The 14,709-nt window shown below is 63.1% G+C and carries 16 protein-coding genes and 1 pseudogene; 12 read left to right on the top strand and 5 right to left on the bottom strand.

The features are described 5' to 3' along the window. From WCE37_RS13695 to WCE37_RS13660, 8 genes are all read left to right on the top strand, one after another. Positions 1-620: IS3 family transposase (locus WCE37_RS13695; protein WP_343279839.1), on the top strand; the 620-nt coding region annotated here is incomplete at its 5' end. Between the two features lie 306 nt (positions 621-926). Beyond that, positions 927-1,253, top strand: a complete 327-nt coding sequence (locus WCE37_RS13690; protein WP_343279838.1) for a nucleotide pyrophosphohydrolase — start codon at positions 927-929, stop codon at positions 1,251-1,253. Between the two features lie 143 nt (positions 1,254-1,396). Next, positions 1,397-1,672 carry a hypothetical protein gene (locus WCE37_RS13685; RefSeq protein WP_343279837.1) on the top strand — a complete coding sequence of 92 codons (276 nt, stop codon included), beginning with the start codon at positions 1,397-1,399 and terminating at the stop codon, positions 1,670-1,672. A 109-nt stretch (positions 1,673-1,781) separates the two neighbouring features. Continuing rightward, entirely contained in the window at positions 1,782-2,372 is a 591-nt protein-coding gene (locus WCE37_RS13680; RefSeq protein ID WP_343279836.1) for a hypothetical protein, read from the top strand. Between the two features lie 58 nt (positions 2,373-2,430). After that, positions 2,431-2,916 carry a hypothetical protein gene (locus tag WCE37_RS13675; RefSeq protein ID WP_343279835.1) on the top strand — a complete coding sequence of 162 codons (486 nt, stop codon included), beginning with the start codon at positions 2,431-2,433 and terminating at the stop codon, positions 2,914-2,916. 77 nt (positions 2,917-2,993) lie between these two features. Next, positions 2,994-4,265: a glycosyltransferase gene (locus WCE37_RS13670; RefSeq protein ID WP_343279834.1), complete on the top strand. Its 1,272-nt coding sequence runs from the start codon at positions 2,994-2,996 to the stop codon at positions 4,263-4,265. A 107-nt stretch (positions 4,266-4,372) separates the two neighbouring features. After that, positions 4,373-4,675 (top strand): antibiotic biosynthesis monooxygenase, encoded by a 303-nt coding sequence (locus tag WCE37_RS13665; protein WP_343279833.1) that lies wholly within the window; start codon positions 4,373-4,375, stop codon positions 4,673-4,675. A 1,571-nt stretch (positions 4,676-6,246) separates the two neighbouring features. Next, positions 6,247-6,678, top strand: a complete 432-nt coding sequence (locus WCE37_RS13660) for a hypothetical protein (RefSeq protein ID WP_343279832.1) — start codon at positions 6,247-6,249, stop codon at positions 6,676-6,678. A 930-nt stretch (positions 6,679-7,608) separates the two neighbouring features. On the opposite strand, the pseudogene WCE37_RS13655 reads toward WCE37_RS13660, so the two are convergent. Continuing rightward, positions 7,609-7,755 (bottom strand): annotated as a pseudogene (locus tag WCE37_RS13655) (helix-turn-helix domain-containing protein); the annotation flags it as partial. A 10-nt stretch (positions 7,756-7,765) separates the two neighbouring features. On the opposite strand from WCE37_RS13655, the gene WCE37_RS13650 reads away from it, so the two are divergent. From WCE37_RS13650 to WCE37_RS13640, 3 genes are all read left to right on the top strand, one after another. Further along, a complete protein-coding gene (locus WCE37_RS13650) occupies positions 7,766-8,041 on the top strand; it encodes a DUF4242 domain-containing protein (RefSeq protein WP_343255233.1) in 276 nt (91 codons plus the stop codon). Between the two features lie 177 nt (positions 8,042-8,218). After that, a complete protein-coding gene (locus tag WCE37_RS13645) occupies positions 8,219-8,605 on the top strand; it encodes an MAPEG family protein (RefSeq protein WP_343279831.1) in 387 nt (128 codons plus the stop codon). Positions 8,606-8,642: 37 nt separating this feature from the next. Beyond that, a complete protein-coding gene (locus WCE37_RS13640; RefSeq protein WP_343255231.1) occupies positions 8,643-9,104 on the top strand; it encodes a hypothetical protein in 462 nt (153 codons plus the stop codon). A 68-nt stretch (positions 9,105-9,172) separates the two neighbouring features. Here the strand turns inward: WCE37_RS13640 and WCE37_RS13635 are convergent, their stop codons facing one another. From WCE37_RS13635 to WCE37_RS13625, 3 genes are read right to left on the bottom strand one after another with little or no spacing between them, the layout of a single operon-like run. Further along, positions 9,173-10,894, bottom strand: a complete 1,722-nt coding sequence (locus WCE37_RS13635) for a M28 family peptidase (protein WP_343279830.1) — start codon at positions 10,892-10,894, stop codon at positions 9,173-9,175. Positions 10,895-10,925: 31 nt separating this feature from the next. Beyond that, entirely contained in the window at positions 10,926-12,152 is a 1,227-nt protein-coding gene (locus WCE37_RS13630; protein WP_343279848.1) for a serine hydrolase domain-containing protein, read from the bottom strand. Between the two features lie 15 nt (positions 12,153-12,167). Then, on the bottom strand, positions 12,168-12,962 hold the full coding sequence (locus WCE37_RS13625; protein WP_343279829.1) for a rhomboid family intramembrane serine protease: 795 nt from the start codon (positions 12,960-12,962) through the stop codon (positions 12,168-12,170). A 90-nt stretch (positions 12,963-13,052) separates the two neighbouring features. On the opposite strand from WCE37_RS13625, the gene WCE37_RS13620 reads away from it, so the two are divergent. Beyond that, on the top strand, positions 13,053-14,222 hold the full coding sequence (locus WCE37_RS13620) for a class I SAM-dependent rRNA methyltransferase (protein ID WP_343279828.1): 1,170 nt from the start codon (positions 13,053-13,055) through the stop codon (positions 14,220-14,222). A gap of 47 nt (positions 14,223-14,269) precedes the next feature. On the opposite strand, the gene WCE37_RS13615 is transcribed toward WCE37_RS13620, so the two are convergent. After that, a complete protein-coding gene (locus WCE37_RS13615) occupies positions 14,270-14,623 on the bottom strand; it encodes a DUF488 family protein (protein ID WP_343279827.1) in 354 nt (117 codons plus the stop codon). Between the last annotated feature and the right edge of the window lie 86 nt (positions 14,624-14,709).

The raw sequence follows: 14,709 nt of genomic DNA, 5'->3' as shown, positions 1-14,709 counted from the left end.
GTGTGGAGCGGCTGTACCAGGAAGCGAAGCTGCAGGTGCGGCGCCGGAAGCGGAAGAAGGTGCCAGTGGGCGAACGGCAACCGCTGTTGCGGCCAGACCGCGCCAACCAGGTCTGGTCGATGGACTTGGTGTTCGATCGGACGGCAGACGGACGGGTGCTCAAGGCCTTGACCATCGTGGACGACGCCACGCACGAGTCAGTGGCCATCGAGGTGGAGCGCGCGATCTCCGGTCACGGCGTGGTGCGCATCCTGGAACGTCTCGCGGTCCAGCGCGGCCTGCCTGAGGTGATCCGCACCGACAACGGCAAGGAGTTCTGCGGCAAGGCCATGCTCGAGTGGGCTCACAACCGTGGCGTCGCCCTGCGCCTGATCGAGCCGGGCAAGCCGAACCAGAACGTCTACGTCGAGAGCTTCAACGGCCGCCTGCGCGACGAATGCCTCAACGAGCACTGGTTCACCAGCCTGCTGCACGCCCGCACGGTCATCGAAACCTGGCGCCGCGAATACAACGAAGAACGGCCAAAGAACGCGCTCGGCGGGCTGACCCCAGAAGCCTATGCCAAAACCCTGGCGGGCTCGGATACCCTAACCCCGGACTCTAAAGCCGACCGCTACTGAAAGCGGGGGGACGTCGATTCGACCCGCTGACTGGGCTCCGGACAGATCCTGGTGAGGCTCTTCGCGCGCGCAAGCTGTAGTCCGTGCTTCGTAGCCTCAAGGCACGGCCCAGCTGCGCCAAGGTGTTGTAGTGTTCCGGTTCGGGGTTGGGCTGCGAGGGTTCGGCGCAGGTGGCGGACAGCGGCGGCCTAACGAGTCGTTCAAGCCGACGCCACATCGGGGCGCAAATCACATGGCAGAAACAGCTTGCCATGTGCTTCACGCCCCGCTGCAGCGCGGCTTAACTCTGGTGTTAGGCGGCATGAGATGAACTTCAGCGATCTCGAACAAGCAGCGCTTCGGCTCAACGAGCTCTACGAGCAACTAGAGGTTAAGCGCTGGGGCCGCGTTTGGAGCACCCAGGAGCTTGCTCTTGGGTTCGTGGGCGACGTCGGCGACTTGGCCAAGCTGGTCCAGGCTCACGCCGGCGTCCGAACCATCGATGAGCATCAGGCCAAGCTCGGCCATGAGCTGTCTGATTGCCTCTGGTCGATCATGGTGCTGGCCAACAAATGCGCGATTGATCTTGAGGCAGAGTTTGTCAGGAATACCCGAGAGATCTCAGAGTACGTGTCAGGTGAACTGGCCAAGTAGACGGTAGCCGCCTAACAATGCGTTCAAGCCGAAGCCGCTTCGTTACGCAAACCACATGGCAGGTCAAGCTTGCCATGTGCTTCGCTCCACTACGCGTCTCGGCTTAACTTAGGTGTTAGGCCGCTAATCAGGAATGCCGGCACATGGAAAAGCAGCAAGCCGAAGCAATCGCGCAAGCCATTCTTGAGCCTGATCTGAGCGTCCAGGCTGAGTTGCGTCGCAAGCGGGAGGCCGAAGAGCGAAGCCTCGCGGTCAGGCGCGTTATAGCCACGTTCGTGCTGGTTGGCTTCGCCATTGGCGCAGCTACAGCGCTCGCCGTGGGCGAGCGATTCACAGTCGGCGGGCTCTGGGGCGGGATTGGTGGCGCCGCAATCGGGTGGGCCGTGGGTGCTTGGCGTGATCGGCGAGCCGCGGCCTAACAATGCGTTCAAGCCGAAGCCGCTTCGTTACGCAAATCACATGGCAGGTAAAGCTTGCCATGTGCTTTGCTCCACTACGCGTCTCGGCTTAACTTAGGTGTTATGCCCCATGGATCCACTATCAGTCGCCACAGCATTTGCAACGACTGTCAGCCTTCTCGCTGACTTTGCCTCTCATCGCGGAGCAAATGACGGCAAATCATTTGATGAGTTCATGGCGTGGCTTTCTGAGCAAAGACACGATGAGATCAAGTCTCTACTTGAGTTGAACACCAGCACGACAATAGGCATCAAGGCGCTCCTCGGTGAAGGCCAGAGAGAAATTCTTGCACGCCTTCAATCACTAGATGCGTCCATGGCTAGTTTCGCTGCTGGCTTCGACGCGTACCGTGGCATTGCACAGGCGACCCATCCCACGGCAGCACTATCAGCCCAAGCAATCTCATTGCTAGAGCAGTTCAACGATTCTGGTGCCAGCAAAGTTCTGGAAAGTCACGGATTTGACGGTACATCGCTGTATGTCGTGGATGGGCCAAGCAATGGCAGTTTGGCCGTGACGGACCCAAGATTCCTTCAGGACGACCTGACAACCCTGGTTGAGCTTGGCTTTCTTGACCTTGAGTACAACGGCAGCGGTGAGCGTCTATTCTCGTTCAAGCGAGTCGCTGCGAGGTTCGTGGAGAGCCGGCGTGGGGCATAACAATTCATTCAAGCCGAACCCGCTTCGCGGGTCGGCTTAATTCAGGCGTTAGCCGCCAATGGCAGATCTGTTCAAGGCTGTTGCAAAGGCAATAATGGTTCTGGGTGGAGGCCTACTCATCCTCTGCTTGGCCATGGCCGCGTTTCTTTTCGTGATTTTTTTGCCAAGTCGGGATGAGGTGGCTCGTATCGCCTCACCATCCGGCGATCTGATTGCGACGGTCGTTGAAATCGACGGCGGCGCAACAACCTCCTTCGGTTATGAAGTGCGCGTCGCTCGCGGCGGCCTGAGCCTGGGTGGTAGCGAGGTTGCATCACTGTACGGGGCAGTTCGTAGCGAGAGCGCGTATGGCGTGAACTTGCGGTGGGTCTCGGACGATGTGCTGCACATTGAGTACCTGGAAGCAAAGTCCGCACACCTAGTCTCTCCCGGAATCCTTGCCCCAGAAGTACAAGTCGTTCTGGCGTCCGGCATTTCAGATCCACTGGCCCCATCTGGCGGCATGCTCTATAACTTGGAGGGCCGGCCAGGTCTAGGCGGCTAACAATTCATTCAAGCCGACACCGCTTCGCGGCGCGGCTTAATTCAGGTGTTAGGCCGCAAAGGACAGGTTCACCGCACATGAAGATCGGAATACAAACCTGGGGCAGCCATGGGGACATTCGTCCATTCATAGCGCTGGCCGATGGATTACAGGCCGCAGGCCATGATGTAACGCTGGCGATAACTTGCGTGGATAGCGACCGCTACAACGCGCTAAGCCCAAGAACGGGCTTCAAACTCAAGATAGTTTCAACGCCTGTGATACCGGACAGGCTGCTGCTTGAGAAGATCGGAGATACGATCCTTCGCGAGCGAAACGCAATCAAGCAAACACAGATAGCTATTGAGCAGTTGTTTTTGCCAGCGGAATCTGAAATGTTCCAAGCGTCAGCGCAACTCTGTGCTGAGAACGAACTGGTGATCGGGCATTACTTTCTCTATCCGCTCGGTGCCGCTGCTGAGCGACACGGAACTCCGTACGTGAGTGTTGCACTGGTTCACGGCGCCGTGCCATCTGCTTTCCAACCGCCTTCCGGCGTTCCTGACCTCGGCACGCTCAGTAATCGCTTGGCATGGTGGCTCGCGAGGTCTGTTCTAAACAAGAGCCTTAAGAAGTACCCCGATCAACTGCGAACCAAAAACGGGATCAAGGTCGCACGCGACCAGATTGACAACGTTTGGGCGTCGGATCAACTTACCTTGCTCGCCATAAGTCCTACAATATGCGAGAGAAGGTCGGACTGGCCAGACTATTATCAGGTTTGTGGAGCCCTAGACACTCAAGAGCCGGTCGCGGAAGGTGGCGTTACAGATCAGCTCCAGGCGTTTCTATTTAATCGTCTCCCGCCGGTATATATGACGTTCGGGAGCGCCATGTCAGGCAGCGATGAAAAGCAGACCATTGCTCTGTTGACTGATGCAGCAAGAGCAGCATCTGTGCGCGCCATCATCCAGGCGCCGCATTGGAGCAGCCTCGGATTCAAATCGAGTAGCGAGATCCACTATGTGAGTTCAGCTCCACACTCTGCAGTCTTTCCGCAGTGCGGGTTGATAGTCCACCACGGCGGCGCGGGAACATCGCATGCTGCACTGCGAGCAGGGAAACCCTCCGTCGTCGTCGCTCATACGGCAGAGCAAGAACTCTGGGGCCGGGAGCTAGAAAGAATCGGAGTCGCGCCCAAGCTGATCCTGCGCAAAGGGTCAACAGCCGCCCGAATCGCTGCGGCCATTAAGCTTGTTGCTCACTCTAAACACATGGATGAAAAAGCAAGTGAGCTCGGCGCTATGGTTGCTAAAGAGGATGGCGTTGAAACAGCAGTAAGACTGATTAGCGCAAAGTTTGCGGCCTAACAATTCATTCAAGCCGACACCGCTTCCCGGCGCGGCTTAATTCAGGCGTTAGGCTTGCAAGAGAACATCGCGTATCGTGATGTCGTTGTAACAACAGGAGACATGTCATGGTCAAAGTAGCCTTGTTCGTTCGCCTTGAAGCGAAACCCGGAAAAGAGAAAGAGGTTGAGAGCTTCCTTATGAGCGGCCTCCCCATCGTTAATGAGGAGTCTGCCACCACTGCTTGGTTTGGCATTCGCCTTGGGCCAAGCACTTTCGGAATCTTTGATGCTTTCCCGAATGAAGCGGGTCGGCAAGCCCATCTCTCCGGCAAGGTCGCAGCAGCGTTAATGGCAAAGGCAGGTGAGTTGTTCTCCGAGCCCCCATCCATCGAAAACGTTGATGTACTTGCGGCAAAGCTACCCGGCTAGCAAGCCTAACAATTCGTTCAAGCCGAACTTGCTTCGTTACAGCAAAAGCGTGGCAGAAAAGCTTGCCACGCTTTTGCCTCCACTACGCAAGTCGGCTTAACTCAGGCGTTAGGCGCCATCAATTTTCACAGGGGAACGAATCATATGGCACTAATTGCATGTCCGGAGTGCGCCCGAGAGGTCTCTAGCGCTGCAGCAAACTGCCCTGGCTGCGGACATCCAATGATGCGCCGAGCTCCGGCAATTTCCGCAGTGCAGCCACAGCCCAAGTGGAACCCTGGCATCGCAGCGGTTTTGAGTTTGGTGATCCCTGGCGCTGGGCAAATGTACAAAGGCCAAGTCGGCAACGGCATTGCGTGGCTAGTTTTTGTCGTCATTGGCTACATGCTTTTCATTTTCCCAGGTCTGATACTTCATCTCTTCTGCATCATTGGTGCTGCCAGCGGAGATGCCAATAAATAGGCCCTTAGCCGTGCTTGGCAGGCGCCTAACAATTCATTCAAGCCGACGCCGCTTCGCGGCGCGGCTTAATTCTGGCGTTAGGCAGCGGTGGCGGGCGCATGGCGGGCCTTTGACGCGGTACTGTCGTGGCGTTTCGCGTGACTCATCTTCAGCCTGTTGGTGTCGAACCGACAGGCTTGGAGACACTAAATGGATGCACAGATGAAGATTGACTCAGCGACGGTAAGGAGCCTGCGAGAGCAGAACTCCTGGTCACAGGAGCATTTGGCAAGTGCGGCTGGGCTGAGCACCCGGACTGTTCAGCGGGTCGAGGCTGATGGTATCGGATCGGCTGAGACGCGACTCGCTCTTGCCGGGGCATTAGGCGTTCCGGTGTCGCAGATTGCCTCAAAAAGCGGCGCGTCTGACCCGCTTTCTCTCAGCTTTCGCCGTGGACGCCTGTGGGGGTGGATTGGCTGGTGCGCTGGTGGCGTTGCCGCGCTTGCAGCGATCACGCTAGATGTAGCTAATGGCGGTTCGTCCATGGCCCAATCAGGCGCTGCAGTTGGTGTGGTATGTGCGGGGCTAGGAATCAGCGCAGCCGTTCTTGGTCATTTGCAGTCTCGGGCGCGGGCACGCGGAGCCGCAGCCTAACAATGCGTTCAAGCCGACACCGCATCGGGGCGCAAAGCACATGGCAGGTACAGCTTGCCATGTGCTTTGCTCCACTACGCGTCTCGGCTTAACTTAGGTGTTAGGCCTTGTTTCCCGCACTGTTGTTGCCGGGCTTCAGGCAACCTGCAGCGCCTCGCTTATCCGCAGTGTTTGCACCTCGCACGCGCGGTGCCGGCATCGGCAGTCAGACCTGCAGTACCTCGGCTTCGGACAGGCGCGACTCTTCGCAAGATTCGACCGGCCGGCTCGGCTTCGGGCAGTGCGCGGTGAGAGTTCTTGGCCGCGCGACTTGACCTTCTAGGCTCCGCTCGCGCCACGTGCCAGATCAAGCTCTCCAGCAAGACTTGTTGTACTGTTCGGCTCAGGGGTTGGGCCGTCGTGGGTCGGGCGTAAGTGCCGGGCAGCGGCGGCCTAACAAGTCGTTCAAGCCGAATCCCCTTCGTTACGCAAAACACATGGCAGGTAAAGCTTGCCATTTGTTTCGCTTCACTACGCTGCTCGGCTTAACTCTGGTGTTAGGCGGCAGAACAAACATGATCGCAGCTGCAATTCCTTTCCTACTCGCACTCGCCGCCGGTCAGGTTGCAGCGGCCGAGAGGCCGCAGTTGGACTGCCACATGGGTCCTGTCACAAAGATCTACGGAGGAACAGAGTGGTTGGTCTATAGCTGCTCCGACAATCGCTCGATCGTTGTCGTCGCAAAGCCAGACAACCCAGCCTTCGAGTTCTACTTCATCTTGGTTCCTGGCGCTGACGACGTCGAGCTTTATGGAGAGGGCGTCGGAGACAAGGCGGCAACTGAGCCGGCATTTCAGGACCTGAAGCTTCTGTCACCTACGGGCGTGGCCGCCGTTGTTGCCGAGACCAAAGTGACGGGTGGCAGGTAATGGGTCTGTCGCCTAACAATTCATTCAAGCCGATGCCGCTTCGCGGCACGGCTTAATTCTAGTGTTAGGCCGCATGGCAGCCATCCTCGTAATCGTCCAGTTCGCTCTCGTGCCGATCCTGCTAGCAGTGGCTCTGGCTGTGCGCTTCGCTGGCACCTCCAAGCCACTCAATGTCGTTGATTACACTCGCGTATCGGATCCTGTGGCGCTCCATCGCTGGGCAGGAAACAGGCTTCTTCTCCTGCCGTTCGCTTTCCTGCTCGGTGGCTACACTTCGTACCGCTTACCGGGTCTCGCTCTGCTGCTTCTTGGCGGAGCAACAGTCGCTTGTCTGTTCGTAGCCGTCTGGCTTGCGCTCGGGGCTGAAAGATTCCAGAGTGCGGCCTAACTATGCGTTCAAGCCGACGCCGCTTCGTTACGCCAACCACATGGCAAAGAAAGCTTGCCATGTGCTCGGCTCCACTGCGCGGCGCGGCTTAACTTAAGTGTTAGGCCTTGTTTCCCGCACTGTTGTTGTCGGGTTCCAGGCAATCTGTAACGCCTCGCTTATCCGCAGCGTTTGCACCTCGCACGCGCGGTGCAGGCATCGCCAGTCAGCCCTACAGCACCTCGGCTTCGGACGGGCGCGACTCTTCGCAAGATTCGACTTGCCGGGTCGGCTTCGGGCCGTGCGCGGTGAGAGTTCTTGGCCGCGCGCATGGTGCGTTTCGGCAGCACCAGACACGGCGCTTGTTGTACTGTTCGCCTCAGGAGTTGGGCTGCCGCACGTCGGGCGCAGGTGCCAGGGAACGGCGGCCTAACGAGTCGTTCAAGCCGATGCCGCTTCGCGGCACGGCTTAAGGGTTCACCCCCGTTTTCACGGACACTTACAAGAAGGCCGATAGGGCCTACCGGAGTGTTTATGTCGGCGAGCCAGCCGGGCGTCAGCTTGCGCTTGATCTCGCGGTAGATCGTGCTCCGGTGGCGGCCCAGGATCTGGGCGATCCGGGCCACGCTGTGCCGTGTCTTGCGGAGCTTGGAGATCAGGTATCGTTCTTCCTTGGTGTCAGGTCCACGGTTGGGACAACTGCAGCTCAGGAGAAAGACGATGACCCAGTATCTGATCGAGCGCGAGATAGCCGGTGCCGGAGACATGTCGGAGCAGGCGCTCCGTGATGCATCCAGACATTCCAATGCCGTGCTCGCGGAGATGAGCCCCGAAATCCAATGGGTGCATAGCTATGTAGCCGGCGACAAGATCTACTGTGTGTACAACGCGCCGAATGAGCAACTCATTCGGGAGCATGCCGAGAAGTCAGGGTTTCCTGCCAACAAGATCACCCCGGTGAGTGCGGTTATCGACCCCTCAACGGCTAATCCCTAGCGAACTCCCACGGCGATCGCGGCGCCAAGTTCTGGCCGCGCGATTCCGCCATGTCGCTTCTGCAACAGCCAGCACCTGCACTCATCCCGCGGATGCCAGATGCCTTCGGCATACACTTCGCGGCTCGGCTTGAATCGGGCGTCAGGCCCCCCAAGACCACTACTCGCCAGGGGAAACATGAACTACGTCGATCTAGTAGCTGTTCTCGCGGTAATCCAACTCGTTTTCTTCAGCGTACTCGTGGGGCGCGCCCGCGGCCGCTACGGAGTCAACGCTCCCGCCGTTAGCGGTCATGAGATGTTTGATCGTGCGTATCGCGTTCAAATGAACACGCTGGAACTCATGGTCGCATTTCTACCGGCTTTGTTCCTCGCCGCAAAGTACTGGCCGCACAGCTATGTTGCCGTTGCCGGTGCGGTATACCTGGTCGGCCGGCTCATCTACTGGCGCAGCTATACGGCAGCTCCGACCAGCCGTGCTCTGGGCTTCGCTCTGTCCATGCTTCCAATTCTCGCGCTGATCATAGGCTCGCTGGCCGGCATCCTCGGTGGCAGCGCGGCCTGACGATGTGTTCAAGCCGGTCCAACAAACGGGGAATTCCATGCACTTCGCAAGATCAGCTTCAATCGCCGCGCTTCTGCTGGCGAGCAACCTGGCAATGGCCGGCGAATATTCCGAACGTCTGTCTGGGTGCCTTGTGGCATCCGTCACTGCCGAGGACAAGACAGCGCTTGTCCGCTGGATATTCGGCGCGGTCGCCAGTCATCCGGAGGTGGCGGATATCTCGGGCCTGACGCCTGGATCCTGGGATGAAATATCCCGGAGAAGCGCAGCCGTGTTCGAGAAGCTGATTGCCGACAAGTGTGCGAGCGAGTCACGCGACGCAATCCTCAATGAGGGAATGGCCGGGTACAAGAGCGCGTTCGAGACGCTTGGAGCAACCGCGGTGGGCGGGCTGATGACGGATCCTGCCGTGACAAAGGCCATGGCGGACCTGGACAGCCACCTGAGCGAAGAGAAGCTGATGAAGGCGCTGATGACCGGGATACCGCAGGGCAAGTGACGCGGCACGGCCCGGCCGCACGCGCTTCCATGTTCGCGGATGGCCGCGGCCACTCCGCCATGGGAACGCTACTGTCCGGGACGCTCGCCGGTCTTCTGCGTCGGGGCCAGGCGCGCACCGTCGCCATGGCTGAAGAAATCGCCTTCGTTCCATGATGGTCGCTCATCGGCGGCCGCGATATGCCAGGCGGTGCGTGCCGATACGCGCGCCAGGCGGGCGGCGTCGTCGTAGTGGATCGGCAGGTCGGCCTGGTCGCAGGGTCGGTGGTAGCAGTTGCGCATGAACCAGGTGGCGGAGACCTTGGGATCGCGCTCCGGGTCGGCGGCTTCGATGCCGGCGTCCAGATAGACGGCGGGGATGCCTTCGCGCACGAAGGAGAACTGGTCGCTGCGCACGAACACGGCTTCTTCGGGGAAGGGGTCGGGTGAGACTTTGACGCCGATCTCGCGGGCGGCAAGGTCGACGACGGCCTTGAGCGACGAGTGCTCGACGCCGATCGGCACCACGTCGCGACTGGGCGCGGTGAGCACGGGCATGTCGATGTTGATGTTGGCGACCAGTGCCTCGCGCGGGACGGTCGGGCGGCTGGCGAACCACTGCGAACCGAGCAGGCCCTGCTCTTCGGCGGTCACGGCGACGAACAGCTGCGAGCGTCGCGGTCGCGTTTCGCCGGCGGCGAGTTCGCGGGCGGCCTCGGTCATGATCGCGACGCCCAGGGCGTTGTCGATGGCGCCGTTGTGGATCGCATCCCCGTCGACTTCGATGCCAAGGCCAACGTGGTCGAGATGGGCGGTATGGACCACGTACTCGTCGGCGAGGGCGGGGTCGCTGCCGCGAAGCATGCCCACGACGTTGCGCGAGTCCAGGCGTTCGACCCGGGTCTGTACGGCGAGCGACAGGCGCACGGGGAGGTCGAAGCCCCCTGGCGTACCGGTGCGGGCGGCGTTGGCGAGCTGGGCAGCGCTGCGGTCGCCGCCGGCGAACAGGGCGTCGGCGGCGGCGGCGCTGACGCGCGCCACCACGTCGAGGCCGGGCCAGGTGTCGATGCCGAGGCCGTCGGTGTCGCGCAGGCGCATGGAGGGCCGCTCCCAGCCAGCGGCGCCGCGGCTCCAGGGTGAGCGCACTTCGTCGGCGGCGGTGCCGACCAGGACCACGCCCACGGCGCCACGTTCGGCCACGCTGCGCAGCTTTTCGTGGAGGGAGCTGTTGAATGCGCGGCGGGTGTTGTCGAAGCGCTCCGGCGCGCCGCCGAAGATCACGGCGATTTTGCCACGCAGGTCGAGTCCGGCGAAGTCGTCATGGCCAAGCTCCGGCGCGTGGATGGCCTGGCCGACGAACACCGCCGCTGCTTCGACCGCGGCATCGGGGCGGTTGAAGTTCGCCATCGGCAGGAATTCGTCCTGGAACGCCAGGGAGCGCGACTGGCCGTCGAGATGGACGTCCAGTCGCGCGCCCCGGGCGGCGATGGTGGCGCGCAGCAGCGGCACGCGCTGGAACCAGCCGTCGTCTTCGCCCCCGGGGACGAGGCCGGCTTCGGCAAAGCGCGCGGCGACGTAATCCGCGGCGAGGTCGTGGCCGGGAGTACCGGTCTCGCGACCCTGCATCCGGTCGTCGGCAAGTGCGCGGACGTCGGCTTCGATGCGGTTCGCGGCGGGATCCTGCGAACGTGCGGTGGACGCTGGTGGCGGCGCGTCGGCATCAGGCTCCGGGCTGCGGTTGCATGCAGGCACCGCCAGCAGCAGGGTGAGCACGAGGGCGGCCGGCGTCATGCGGCGGGCGTCGAAGGACATGGCGTGGCCTGTGGTTGCCGGGGGCGCAAGCCTAGCGCGTGGCGGCGGACTCGCGCAGCCAGGCGTCGCCGATCGCGCGGGCGGCAGCGTAGGGTTCGGGGCCGTTGCGGTTGGTCAGCATGAGCACGGTCAGGCGCTGGGCCGGCCAGCGCAGGATGACGTTGCGGAAGCCCATGGTTTCGCCGGAATGCCACATCAGGCCGCCGTCCAGGCGCCAGCCGTAGCCATAGGCGGCGACGTCGTCTTCGCCGGTGGACGTGCGGGTCTGCGCCGAGAACGCCAGCGCGCGCGAGGCGTCGGACAGCAGGCGGTCGTCATAGAGGGCGGCGTCCCATTTGGCCAGGTCGTCAATGGAGGAGTAGATGCCGCCGTCGCCGAGCACGGCGCTGGTGGTGGACTGGTCGCTGCGCTGCCAGCCGTCGCCGCCTTCGCTATGCCCGAAGGCGCGGGCGTCGACGCGGTTGGCGCCATCGACGAAGGCCACGGTGTGGTCCATGTCCAGCGGCTGGAAGATGCGCGTGCGCAGGAATTCGGGGTAATGCATGCCCGAGGCCCGTTCGACGACGAGCGAGAGCAGGGCGTAGGCGGAGTTGCTGTAGCGGTAGGCGCTGCCGGGAGCGAAGTAAGGCTCCCCCGCGGCGGTGGCCGAAGCGGATGCGGAGACACCGGAGACCTGTGGCTTGGCCGCGGCATCGGCGACATGGGTGGCCGCTTCGCCGGTCGCGTCGTCCGGAGTCGCACCCGCACCCTTTGCATGACATGCCGAACCCGTTGCCAGCAGGCACAGCACGTCCGCATCGCGCACTTGGCCGCTGAAGTCGGCCGGCATCAAATCCTCGTAGTCGTAGAGGCCCGAGGTGTGGCTGAGCAGGTGGTGCAGGGTCACGCCGTCGGCGCTGGCGGGAAGCTCCGGCAGCCAGCGGCGCACGGGGTCGTCCAGGCGCAGGCGGCCGTCTTCGGCCAGCAGCAGCACCGCGGCGGCGGTGAACTGCTTGCTCACCGAGGCCAGGCGGAAATTCGTTGCCGGTGTGACCGGCGTGCCGGTGGCGACATCGGCCAGGCCGACGCCGCGGCGCACCACCGGCTTGCCATCGCGCAGCACCAGCAGGGCGGCGCCGGGGACATCCCCGGTGTAGGGCAGCAGCCGGGCGTCGACTTCGGCCATGGCCGTGTTCTCCGTGGCTTCGTTCGCGGCGGTGGTGGCGGCAGTGGAGGCGAAGGGCAGGATCGCCAGCAGGAAAAGGGTCGCGGGGCGGATGTCCATGCCCCGAGTCTATCGCCGATTGCGCGGCGGGAACTGCAGGATGGTGCCCTGCTCTTCTTCGGACGGCTCGGGACGATTCCACAGGACGGGCACGTCTTCGGGGGCGGCGGGTTCGAACTGTCCGCGCTCGGCGGCGATGCGTTCGGCGTCGGCGGCGGCCTGTTCTTCCTCGAGCTCCCAGCTGTAGCGTTTTCGCGGCGCCGCGGGATCGAAGCGACGGAACAGCCAGGCCGCAACGATGCCACCGATGGCGCCGCCCAGGTGCGACTGCCAGGACACACCGGGTTCGCGTGGGAGCACGGTCAGCAGCATGCCGCCGTAGAACATGAAGCCGATCATGGTGGCGGCGATGGCGGCCCGGTCGCGCCGCAGCACGGCCAGCGTCATCACCAGGAACATCAGGCCGTGGGTCACGCCGCTGGCGCCGAGGTGGTACGAACCCGGTGCGCCCAGCAGCCATGCGCCGAGGCCCGAGCCCAGCCACATCAGCGGCAGGCCGCGCAGGGTGGCGCGCGGGTAGACCCAGCCGGCCAGGGTGCCGAGGAACAGCACCGCGACGCCGTTGGCGACCAGGTGTTCCAACGAACCGTGCAGCAGGGGCGCGGTCAGCAGCCCGAAGAGGCCGGCGCCGCTGCCGGGCGCCACTGCGAACGCGCGCGCGCTGAAACCGACCTGGGCGGCGAAGACGATGGCCAGCACGGCCACGAAGAATGCCGATGCACCGGCGGCGCGACGGAAGCGGCGCCAGTCGGCGGCGCGCTGGGCGGCGGAGTCCGGCGGGTGGTCGTGGTGGGGCAGGTGCATGAACCGAAGCATGGCGGCGGATGGCGGCAACGCAAGGCCCGTGGGCCTGGCGCGCGGCCGGCGATGGAGGCGACCCGGTAGAATCGCGGCATGAACGAAGCCCTCCCCGTCGTCCGCCTGCGCAACGCCTGGCGCTCAAGCCACCCGTGGATTTTCCAGAAACTGGTGGAGAAGCCGACCCCGCGGCCCAAGCCCGGGACCATCGTCGACGTGGTCGGCATCGACGGCGAGTGGATCGGCCGCGGCTTCTACAACGGCCATTCGCGGATCGCGGTGCGCATCCTGGAGACGGATCCGAACGTGCCGGTGGACGCCGGCTGGTTCTCGCGCAAGATCGCCGAGGCGGTGGCATTGCGACGCGAGGTGCTGCGCCTGGACGAGGTGTCGGACGCCTGGCGCGTGGTGCACAGCGAGGGCGACGGGCTCAGCGGCCTGGTGGTCGACCGCTACGCGGACCTGCTGGTGCTGGAGTACTTCTCGGCCGGCATGTTCCGCCACCGCGAGTGGATCATGGAGGCGCTGCGCGAGCAGTTCCCGGGCTGCCGCTTCCACGCCTTCGCCGACGAGCACGTGCAGAAGCAGGAAAGCTTCGACTTCCACTCCACGCGCGGCACCGAGCCCGCGATCATCACCGAGCACGGCATCCGCTTCCGCGCCGACCCTTCGGGCGCGCACAAGACCGGCTTCTTCGCCGACCAGCGCGAGAACCGCGAGTGGCTGAGCCGCCAGGTGGCCGGCAAGCGCGTGCTCGACCTGTGCTGCAACACCGGCGGCTTCGCGGTGTATTCGGCGGTGCGCGGCGCGGCGGACGTGGTGGGCGTGGACATCGACGCCGACGTGATCGAGCTGGCCAAGGGCAACGCGAAGTTGAACGGCGTGCGCCCGCGCTTCGTCCAGGCCGACATCTTCCCCTGGCTTCGCGACGCGTCCAACGCGGGCGAGCAATACGACGTGGTGATCCTGGACCCGGCCAAGATGACCCGCGACCGCGAGCAGGTGATCCCGGCGCTGAAGAAGTACCTGGACATGAACAAGCTGGCGCTGTCGGTGGTGAAACCGGGCGGCCTGTTGGCGACGTTCTCGTGCACGGGCCTGGTGGCCGAGGACCAGTTCCTGGACATGCTGCGGCGGGCGGCGTTCTTCTCCAATCGCACGGTGCAGGTGCTGAAGGTGGCGGGCGCCGGGCCGGACCATCCGTTCATGGCGAACGCGCAGGAGTCGCGGTACCTGAAGGCGGTGTTCTGCCGCGTGCTGGGCTGACGGCGGTTGTTCCCCGATAGCCGCTTCCACAAAAGCCGGCTTCCGCGTCAGCGGTGCTTCCGGAGGTATTCGGCAAGGGCGACGGCGTTGTTGTGGTCTTTGTCGTGGGCGGCATACAACAGGGTGGCGCGGACGCCGCGGCCCAGGGCCTTGCGCAGCTCGGCCAGGCCGTCGGGGTTGGCGTCGAGTTCGGCGAAGTAGCGGCGCTTGAACCCGGGCCATTTCGCGGCCTCATGGTCGAACCAGTGGCGGAGGTCGTCGCTGGGGGCCACCGACTTCACCCAGGGCACGCCTTCCAGGTCGGCCTTCGACTTGCCGCGTGGCCACAGGCGATCGACGAGGACGCGGCGGCCTTCGCCGGGGGGCGGGTCGTCGTAGATGCGGCGGACGTGGAGTTCCATGGCGGGGCTGTTGGTGGGGCAGGACGGCCTGGGGGGCAGTCGCAGCTGTAGCTGCCCAGAATGGACTCGCAGGTGTCCAAGCCTTG

Source organism: Luteimonas sp. MJ250 (genome assembly GCF_039548455.1).
GTDB lineage: Bacteria > Pseudomonadota > Gammaproteobacteria > Xanthomonadales > Xanthomonadaceae > Luteimonas.
The sequence above is the reverse complement of the archived record's forward strand: the minus strand, read 5'-3'. Positions and strand labels throughout refer to the sequence as shown.

What these genes read in the sequence shown, in the direction of transcription:
- WCE37_RS13690 (WP_343279838.1), top strand. Translation starts at nt 927, where the DNA reads ATGAACTTCAGCGATCTCGAACAAGCAGCGCTTCGGCTCAACGAGCTC.
- WCE37_RS13685 (WP_343279837.1), top strand. Translation starts at nt 1,397, where the DNA reads ATGGAAAAGCAGCAAGCCGAAGCAATCGCGCAAGCCATTCTTGAGCCT.
- WCE37_RS13680 (WP_343279836.1), top strand. Translation starts at nt 1,782, where the DNA reads ATGGATCCACTATCAGTCGCCACAGCATTTGCAACGACTGTCAGCCTT.
- WCE37_RS13675 (WP_343279835.1), top strand. Translation starts at nt 2,431, where the DNA reads ATGGCAGATCTGTTCAAGGCTGTTGCAAAGGCAATAATGGTTCTGGGT.
- WCE37_RS13670 (WP_343279834.1), top strand. Translation starts at nt 2,994, where the DNA reads ATGAAGATCGGAATACAAACCTGGGGCAGCCATGGGGACATTCGTCCA.
- WCE37_RS13665 (WP_343279833.1), top strand. Translation starts at nt 4,373, where the DNA reads ATGGTCAAAGTAGCCTTGTTCGTTCGCCTTGAAGCGAAACCCGGAAAA.
- WCE37_RS13660 (WP_343279832.1), top strand. Translation starts at nt 6,247, where the DNA reads ATGGCAGGTAAAGCTTGCCATTTGTTTCGCTTCACTACGCTGCTCGGC.
- WCE37_RS13650 (WP_343255233.1), top strand. Translation starts at nt 7,766, where the DNA reads ATGACCCAGTATCTGATCGAGCGCGAGATAGCCGGTGCCGGAGACATG.
- WCE37_RS13645 (WP_343279831.1), top strand. Translation starts at nt 8,219, where the DNA reads ATGAACTACGTCGATCTAGTAGCTGTTCTCGCGGTAATCCAACTCGTT.
- WCE37_RS13640 (WP_343255231.1), top strand. Translation starts at nt 8,643, where the DNA reads ATGCACTTCGCAAGATCAGCTTCAATCGCCGCGCTTCTGCTGGCGAGC.
- WCE37_RS13635 (WP_343279830.1), bottom strand. Translation starts at nt 10,894, where the DNA reads ATGTCCTTCGACGCCCGCCGCATGACGCCGGCCGCCCTCGTGCTCACC.
- WCE37_RS13625 (WP_343279829.1), bottom strand. Translation starts at nt 12,962, where the DNA reads ATGCACCTGCCCCACCACGACCACCCGCCGGACTCCGCCGCCCAGCGC.
- WCE37_RS13620 (WP_343279828.1), top strand. Translation starts at nt 13,053, where the DNA reads ATGAACGAAGCCCTCCCCGTCGTCCGCCTGCGCAACGCCTGGCGCTCA.
- WCE37_RS13615 (WP_343279827.1), bottom strand. Translation starts at nt 14,623, where the DNA reads ATGGAACTCCACGTCCGCCGCATCTACGACGACCCGCCCCCCGGCGAA.